The sequence below is a fragment of the Acidiferrobacteraceae bacterium genome (genome assembly GCA_037388825.1).
Taxonomy (GTDB): Bacteria; Pseudomonadota; Gammaproteobacteria; order Acidiferrobacterales; family JAJDNE01; genus JARRJV01.
In genome coordinates, this window is sequence record JARRJV010000075.1 from 1 (window position 1) to 7,373 (window position 7,373).

General features: G+C 59.9%; 11 protein-coding genes. 6 read left to right on the top strand and 5 right to left on the bottom strand.

Annotation, left to right across the window (positions count from 1 at the left end; all coding sequences use genetic code 11):
- The coding region (locus tag P8X48_11255; GenBank protein ID MEJ2107880.1) for a hypothetical protein at window positions 1-283 on the bottom strand (283 nt) is incomplete at its 3' end.
- A gap of 187 nt (window positions 284-470) precedes the next feature.
- Here P8X48_11255 and phoB point away from each other — a divergent pair.
- From phoB to phoU, 3 genes are all read left to right on the top strand, one after another.
- On the top strand, window positions 471-1,166 hold the full coding sequence (gene phoB / locus P8X48_11260) for a phosphate regulon transcriptional regulator PhoB (GenBank protein MEJ2107881.1): 696 nt from the start codon (window positions 471-473) through the stop codon (window positions 1,164-1,166).
- Window positions 1,167-1,168: 2 nt separating this feature from the next.
- Entirely contained in the window at window positions 1,169-2,485 is a 1,317-nt protein-coding gene (gene phoR, locus P8X48_11265; GenBank protein ID MEJ2107882.1) for a phosphate regulon sensor histidine kinase PhoR, read from the top strand.
- A 178-nt stretch (window positions 2,486-2,663) separates the two neighbouring features.
- On the top strand, window positions 2,664-3,380 hold the full coding sequence (gene phoU, locus P8X48_11270) for a phosphate signaling complex protein PhoU (GenBank protein MEJ2107883.1): 717 nt from the start codon (window positions 2,664-2,666) through the stop codon (window positions 3,378-3,380).
- Window positions 3,381-3,382: 2 nt separating this feature from the next.
- Here the strand turns inward: phoU and P8X48_11275 are convergent, their stop codons facing one another.
- Window positions 3,383-3,760 carry a hypothetical protein gene (locus P8X48_11275; protein MEJ2107884.1) on the bottom strand — a complete coding sequence of 126 codons (378 nt, stop codon included), beginning with the start codon at window positions 3,758-3,760 and terminating at the stop codon, window positions 3,383-3,385.
- Between the two features lie 109 nt (window positions 3,761-3,869).
- Here P8X48_11275 and P8X48_11280 point away from each other — a divergent pair, with 109 nt between their 5' ends.
- Complete coding sequence (locus tag P8X48_11280; protein ID MEJ2107885.1) at window positions 3,870-4,442, top strand: hypothetical protein; 573 nt, start codon at window positions 3,870-3,872, stop codon at window positions 4,440-4,442.
- On the opposite strand, the gene P8X48_11285 is transcribed toward P8X48_11280, so the two are convergent.
- Window positions 4,439-4,699 (bottom strand): hypothetical protein, encoded by a 261-nt coding sequence (locus P8X48_11285; protein ID MEJ2107886.1) that lies wholly within the window; start codon window positions 4,697-4,699, stop codon window positions 4,439-4,441. The two genes, P8X48_11280 and P8X48_11285, sit on opposite strands and share 4 nt — an antisense overlap.
- A gap of 4 nt (window positions 4,700-4,703) precedes the next feature.
- Complete coding sequence (msrB, locus tag P8X48_11290) at window positions 4,704-5,105, bottom strand: peptide-methionine (R)-S-oxide reductase MsrB (GenBank protein ID MEJ2107887.1); 402 nt, start codon at window positions 5,103-5,105, stop codon at window positions 4,704-4,706.
- A gap of 238 nt (window positions 5,106-5,343) precedes the next feature.
- Here msrB and P8X48_11295 point away from each other — a divergent pair, with 238 nt between their 5' ends.
- Window positions 5,344-6,291 carry a hypothetical protein gene (locus P8X48_11295; GenBank protein MEJ2107888.1) on the top strand — a complete coding sequence of 316 codons (948 nt, stop codon included), beginning with the start codon at window positions 5,344-5,346 and terminating at the stop codon, window positions 6,289-6,291.
- 12 nt (window positions 6,292-6,303) lie between these two features.
- On the opposite strand, the gene P8X48_11300 is transcribed toward P8X48_11295, so the two are convergent.
- Complete coding sequence (locus tag P8X48_11300) at window positions 6,304-6,501, bottom strand: hypothetical protein (protein MEJ2107889.1); 198 nt, start codon at window positions 6,499-6,501, stop codon at window positions 6,304-6,306.
- 92 nt (window positions 6,502-6,593) lie between these two features.
- On the opposite strand from P8X48_11300, the gene ttcA reads away from it, so the two are divergent.
- A partial coding sequence (gene ttcA, locus P8X48_11305) for a tRNA 2-thiocytidine(32) synthetase TtcA (GenBank protein ID MEJ2107890.1) occupies window positions 6,594-7,373 on the top strand: 780 nt, incomplete at its 3' end.

Consider the following 7,373-nt stretch of genomic DNA (forward strand, 5'->3'; position numbering starts at 1 on the left):
TCTTTTGTGCGATTTCCGCCCGAACCCAGTACACGGCTCCATGCAGAAAGCCGCTTAGCGGATAATTCGGATATTCCTTTTCCAGCCTGTCGAATATGGCCGTGGAGCGATCCAGCTCGACATTCAGCAGTGCGTTAACCCCTTCTCGTGCCAGACGCGTTTCCGCCGGGTAGGGTTCGGCGGCCAGAAGCGTACGAGGCACCAGGCAACAGGCGAGCGCCAGCATAAGGAAGACGCCGGACATTCCGCGCTGGCCAGAGAAGTGACGTCGTAGGTTATTCATGGAATGACTCGCAGTCTACCAGATCGGGCGTTTCTGCCCATTTTCGCCCCCCACGCTGCGGAAGACAGGGAGATTCAGACGTATGCCCGTGTAACCGTTCTGTAACATAATTGAAGTCTAATAGCCGTGCCAAGCCCCAATCGCGGGCGCGCGGCATCCCTGGTCATGGGGTATTCCACGATCTGTCATGAATGATTCAAGAAAGAACATACTGGTTGTTGAAGACGAACGCTCGATTCGGGACATGCTCCGGGTCACCCTCGAGCGCAACGGTTTCGAAGTCACCGATGCTGCGGATGCCGAAACCGCTCTGGTACGGATCGCGGACCGGAATCCGGACCTGATCCTGCTCGACTGGATGCTGCCCGGCATGAGCGGGATCGATCTTGCGCGGCGCCTGAAACGGGGCGACTCCGCGTCCGACACGCCCATCATCATGGTCAGTGCCCGCGGCGAGGAGGAGGATCGGGTACGGGGCCTGGATATCGGCGCCGACGACTATGTTGCCAAGCCGTTTTCGCCCCGGGAGCTGCTTGCCCGGATTCGGGCCGTGATGCGCAGATCCGAGCCCGGCGGAGAGCAGGTACTCACCAGTGATGGCCTGATGCTGGATCCCGTGAGCCACCGGGTGACGGTGGATAACCAGGAAATCAGGCTCGGCCCCACGGAGTTCCGCCTGCTTCGCTTCCTCATGAGCCATCCGGAACGGGTCTACACCCGAGTCCAATTGTTGGATAATGTCTGGGGCGCGAATGTCTACGTCGAGGAGCGCACTGTCGACGTCCATGTCCGACGCCTACGCAAGGCCCTGGCCCCGACGGGCCATGACCGTATTATCCAGACCGTCCGCGGTTCCGGCTACAGGCTTTCGACGCAAGGCTGATCTTGTTTCAATACTGGAATACCGAAATCTGGCGGCTCGTCCTGCTGGTGGTCGCGGCACTATCCTTCGGTGCATTGGTGGGGTACCCGTTCGCCGCCATCGCGCTGATGCTGCTGGGCTACATCGTCTGGCAGCTCTCCCGCCAATGGATGCTGTTTCGCTGGCTTCGCGCCCCGGAAACCAACCCCATCCCGGATGCCGGAGGCCGCTGGGGCGAAATCTTTCACGATTTGCACCAATGGCGGCGGCGCGTGGAAGCCCGCGAAAGGAAGCTCGAGGGCCTGCTCACCCGCTTCGAGGACGCTGCCACCGCCCTGCCGGACGCGGTCGTGGTACTGACCTCGGACGATGACATCGAGTGGTTCAACCCGGTGGCAACCCGGCTCCTGGGCCTGCGGCAGGAGCAGGATACCGGTCAACCGATCGCGAACCTCGTTCGTCACCCGGATTTCGTAACCCTGCTGAACGGACCCAACACCGGCGAGCCCGTACAGATCGAATCACCTCGCAACGAGAACATAGCTCTGAGTGTTCGCATCGTCCCCTACGGCAGGGGCCGCAGACTGCTCGTTGCCCGGGACATCACACGCATGCAGCACCTGGAACAGGTGCGGCGCGATTTTGTCGCCAATATTTCCCACGAGCTTCGGACCCCGCTGACGGTTCTGACAGGATTCCTGGAGACCATGGTGGATAGCGGCGAACCCGGTCTGGAAAACTGGCGCGATTCACTGATGTCCATGCAGGATCAGGCGATGCGGATGCGAAATCTGGTGACTGACCTGCTCTTTTTGGCCCGGATCGAGACCGGTCCCAGGACGAGTGGCTGGCAACCGGTGGCGGTCCCGGCCATGTTGGCGGCAATCCGCGAGGATGCGCTGGCGCTGGCGCATGCCGGGAAATACGAGATCGACATGGACGTGGACGAGTCCCTGTGGTTGCGTGGCAACGACACGGAGTTGCGCAGCGCGTTCTCCAATCTGCTCGTGAACGCCGTCCGCTATACCCCCCCGGGCGGCAAGATCGACGTGCGCTGGCACTCCGACGAAAAGGGCGCGCATCTGTCCGTGCAGGACAACGGGATTGGCATTTCCCGCGAACACATCGGTCGGCTCACCGAGAGGTTTTACCGTGTGGACACCGCCCGTTCACGGGAGAGCGGGGGCACCGGTTTGGGCCTGGCCATCGTCAAACATGTGCTCCAGCGCCACGACGCTGACCTCGGCATTGAGAGCGTGCCCGGGAAAGGAAGCACCTTCACCTGCCACTTCCCTGCTGACCTTATCATTCGTCACCCGGTCGAGACCGCCCAGCAGTGAAACGCCTCCTCTTCAGTATCCGACAACCTGCCTGGAAGCGGCGTCTGTCACAAAATCGACATGCAGGCACGCGCCGTCCCACGCAACAAAGCAGTGCGATGACTTGCGCAAACGACTATTATTGGCAACATTCGGATCGCGGCATGGCCCGCAAACCGGCACCAATCAGGAGCCTGTAATGGACAAATCAGATCTCATGCAACACATTTCGCGGCAGTTCAATGCCGAACTCGACGACGTGCGCAATCGTGTACTGGCCATGGGAGGCCTGGTGGAACAGCAGCTGGACGCCGCAATCGAGGCCCTGACTACCGGCAACACCGAACTGGCGGATACCGCCGTCACCACGGACTACAAGGTAAACGCCTTTGAGGTCGGCATCGACGAGGAATGCAACCGCATTATCGCCCGGCGTCAGCCCACGGCAAGCGACCTGCGCCTGATCATGGCCGTGATCAAGACCATCACCGACCTTGAACGCATTGGCGACATGGCGGAACGTATCGGCAGCATGTGCCTGCGCCTGCAAAAGGAACAGGCAGGAAAACCAAAGGTCGACCTGAGCAATCTGGGGCAGCGCGTCAAGGAGATGCTGCACAACACCCTGGATGCCTACGCGCGGATGGATGCGGAAGCAGCGGTTGAAGTCGCCAAGCAGGACCTGAAAGTCGATAAGGAATACGAGAGTGTCATTCGCCAGTTGATTACCTTCATGATGGAAGATCCGCGCACCATTTCCCAGGCCATCAATCTGCTCTGGTCGGCACGGGCACTGGAACGTATCGGCGATCACGCCGTGAATATCTGCGAGTACATCGTCTACTTTGTGCGGGGCAAGGATGTTCGCCATACCAGCCTGGAAAAGATGGAGCAGGCGGCCCACCGGAAGGAATAGGGTCAGGTTTGCGCCGCCCGGCGCAGGCAGGCCAGGATATCGTCCTTGTTGAGCGGGTAATACAGCGCGTCGAACACCTCGAACCTCTCGCGCAGGCGCTCCAGATTGCTGCGATGTTCGGGTTCCAGAAAGACAATTACCTTCGTATCCGGGTACGTGCTCTGCAGCTTTGCCAGTAGCGGCTCCAGATTGCTGACGCGATCCCGAAAATTGGGATCGTAATTCAGTTCGGCACAAACAATATCGGCAGTATCGCTTTTGAAATGGGCCAGGGCCTTGCGCATGGATCGAACCACGGTGACCTCGAATCCCTCCTCGGCCCACGCCCCATCGTAAACGGGAACACCGCCCTGCTCGACAATGAACAACAACTTCTTCATTGGTACCTCGACAGAAAACCCTTAATTCGAACCGGACAATTTGCCTTCACAATCCCTGCCTGAGTCTCTAGACTGCGCACTGCGCTGACCTGCCACCATCCATACCGCCATGAAACTTCGTGTAACCATCAACGACGCCTCCCGCGATGTGGAGGTTCCCGACGATACCATAGAACAGGCTACGGACTTCTTTGATCGCATGGATCGGGATATGGACGGAGGCTGGCAGATGGGTCCGGAGTGGATTGAGAAACCCGACCGGATTCAACGCTGCCAGATTGCGGCGGACAAGCTGCTGGCGGCAATCGGTTCATCCAATCTGGATCTGATGGAGATGATGGCCGCCTACATTCTCAATCGGGTCCCTGACACCCGCGAACTCGTCATCGATGCCGATGGCGAAATGCTGAATACCGAAGTCATCCGGGGGCGTGACGAGGCAAGGCCGACAGCCGCCCCCGGCAATGATGCCCCGCTCTCGCGCATGGATGCCCTGGAACAGGCCAACCGGGATGTCGGAAAAGTCTACAAGGCCGGAAAGGTGTATCGCTTCGCGGTTTTCGATGACAGCACCGGTGACTGGATTGAATCACCGCCCATGGACCGTGAAGACCAGGCGCAGGCCCTGCGTACGAAGGCGTTTGAGTCCCGCTACCGCTACCTGGTGGGCGAAGACCGCTAGCGATCCGCGGGGAGCAGCCTCACTTCAACCGACTGGTTGTGGTGCACATTGATCAGCTTGTAGGGAAAGAGTTCGTCGCGATTTTCCTTGACCGTGATCATCTCCCCCTCACCCCAGCCCCGCAGCACATCGACATAGCCTTCGTACGCGATCCACACGGAGCCGTCCTCCAGGGTTACCCTGGATTCCGCAGTGTCCACCGCGACGATGGAATGACCGCGGCTGGATCCCGAATATGTCACCTCCGGACTGGCCATGAGATCAGCGGGTCTCCGCGACCAGTTCCAGTGCCACGGAATTGATGCAGTAGCGACGGCCCGTGGGCGGCGGCCCGTCATCGAAGACATGACCCAGATGGGCATCGCACCGGGCGCAAATGACCTCGGTGCGCACCATACCGTGGCTCCGGTCCGTCTGCTCGATCACGGAATCGGGCGAGACCGGGCGCCAGAAGCTCGGCCAACCGGTTCCGGAATCGAACTTTTCCAATGAGCGAAACACCGGGCTCTTGCAACACACGCAGCGATAGGTTCCCGCAGCCTTGGTCCCGCAATACTCGCCGGTAAATGGCCGCTCGGTCCCCTTTTTGCGACAGACCTCATATTGCTCGGGCGTGAGAATTTCGCGCCATTCCGCATCGCTATGGACAATTTTGTCGGGCATTTAACGCTTCCGTCTGACTTTGGGATCCGGGACCCCCGGATTTGCCGACCACCGGGGTCCGACCGGGGACAATCTGTATCCAGAACCCTGGCTGGGTCCGGATTTCGCCTATAATATATTTACGAACGCATTCAAGCGAAATCTGGACACTTTCCCAGACTTGAGCATATTCACCAAAAACTGCCCCCGGTGCGCGGCGGAGAATGCCGCAGACAGCACGCGCTGTCCGTGCGGCTACGTGTTTGACGGGTCGAACAAGACCGATTCCCTGGAGGCCATCGAGGTGGCCCTGCAGGAGGCGGAACTGTATGCGGATTACCTCAAGGCGCGGCTTCATCAGACGCGCGAAGCCGCGGACGTAGCTGCCGAGGACCTCAAGCGAAATCCGGACGATGCCAACACCCAGCGCCTGGCCGAGGAAACACGGCGCGAATACAGGATTACCAGGACCGAATACAAGCTTCAGCTCGAACAAATTTCGACGCTGAAGGCGGAGGTTGAGACTCGACAGAAGGAGGAAGCAGCAGCCGCGGCCCAGAGAGACGCTTGGGAACTCGCCCGCAAGAAGGCCGAGGCCCGCGAGACAAAAGCGAAAGCGGAAGCCCAAAAGGCCCGCGCGATCGAGACAAAGAAACGCGAAGCGGCAAAAGCGAAGGCAGAAGCGGAAGCCCAAAAGGCCCGCGCGATCGAGACAAAGAAACGCGAAGCGGCAAAAGCGACAGACCCTGCACGCCCTCGTTCCAGCATGCGTGAGAAACTTGCGCGAAAGGCGCAGAAGCTGTTCCAGCGGGGACGCGCCGCCACGTCCGAGGTCGCCCGCGAACCGACGCCCGTCCCGTCGACACCGCGACCCGTCGCGAAGGATCAGTCCTCAACGCGGCCAGCCGCGAAGGTTCAGTCAGCAGCAGCGTCCCGCCCGGCGGCAAACAAACCGGCGGCCCCTAAACCGGTCCATACGACCAAGCCATCACCCAGGTTCCGCGAAAAGCAGGCAGCCAAAGCGAAGGTGGCCAATCCGCGCCCAAACACCATGGAATGCCCACACTGCACCAAGGTCCTCCCGATCGGGACGGAGACCTGCCGTTGCGGGTACAGCTTTTCCCGCACCCGCGAGAGCATGCCGGGCATTGGGCTAACGAACGAAGAACAGGCGCGGATTCTGGATCTGTTTCGCCAGGAGAAATAGGGTCCGGGACCATCAGGGTCTGCGAGCCAGGTAGATCCGGAGAAGGACCAGGGGCCACAGGTACATTCGCGCCAATACCTCTGCGCCGGACGTGGCTGGAGGCAGCACCCCACCCCTCCTGGCAAGCGGCCCCACCCGGCCAACGGCCGCGAGAACGATCAGGCCCACCACAGGCCACAGCGCGATGACCAGAAAAATCGCTATTCTCACTCACACTCCCCCAGGGGCCGTGCGGTCGCCGGACTGGAACCTGGCACCCGTCTGAACGAAAATACCCGCTTTTACGCCCAAAGGTTCATCCCGTGTCCGACGCCATCGAAAAGAAACTGCTGCATTATATGGGCAAGGCTATCGCCGACTTTGCCATGATCGAACATGGCGACCGCGTGATGGTCTGCCTGTCCGGGGGCAAGGATTCCTTCACCCTCTTGCGACTACTCCACCTCGCCCGGCAGAGAACCCACCGCGATTTCGAGATTTTCGCATTTACCCTGGATCAGGCCCAACCGGGCTGGGATCCCGATGGGCTACAGCATTGGCTGGAAGAACATCGCTACCCCTATGAAATCCTTCGGCGGGACACCTACTCGGTGGTCACGGACAAGATTCCCGAAGGCAAGACCTATTGTTCTCTCTGCTCCCGGCTCCGGCGCGGCGTGATCTATCGCTATGCGCGGGAGCATGGATTCAACAAGATTGCCCTGGGGCACCATCGGGACGACCTCATCGAAACGCTGCTGATGTCAATCTTCTACAGCGGTGAGATCCGGTCCATGCCGCCCAAGTTGTTGACGGATGACAAGCGTCATATCGTCATTCGGCCGCTGGCCTATTGCCAGGAGAAGGACATCGCCCGCTATGCCACCGAGCAGGAATTTCCGATCATTCCGTGCAATCTCTGCGGCTCCCAGGAAAACATGAGCCGGCAACGCACGAAGCAACTGATCGCCCAGTTGGCGGCGGAAAATCCGAAAATCCCAAGTAATATTCTTCATGCCCTGGGGAAGGTGAATCTGAAACACCTGATGGACCGGACCCAGTTCGACTTCCGGGATCTGGAAAATGAGCAATCCTCCGGGGAA

Bases quoted from the DNA above. Each gene is read 5' to 3' on its own strand.
- phoB (MEJ2107881.1), top strand. From the start codon at position 471: ATGAATGATTCAAGAAAGAACATACTGGTTGTTGAAGACGAACGCTCG.
- phoU (MEJ2107883.1), top strand. From the start codon at position 2,664: ATGGACAAATCAGATCTCATGCAACACATTTCGCGGCAGTTCAATGCC.
- P8X48_11275 (MEJ2107884.1), bottom strand. From the start codon at position 3,760: ATGAAGAAGTTGTTGTTCATTGTCGAGCAGGGCGGTGTTCCCGTTTAC.
- P8X48_11280 (MEJ2107885.1), top strand. From the start codon at position 3,870: ATGAAACTTCGTGTAACCATCAACGACGCCTCCCGCGATGTGGAGGTT.
- P8X48_11285 (MEJ2107886.1), bottom strand. From the start codon at position 4,699: ATGGCCAGTCCGGAGGTGACATATTCGGGATCCAGCCGCGGTCATTCC.
- msrB (MEJ2107887.1), bottom strand. From the start codon at position 5,105: ATGCCCGACAAAATTGTCCATAGCGATGCGGAATGGCGCGAAATTCTC.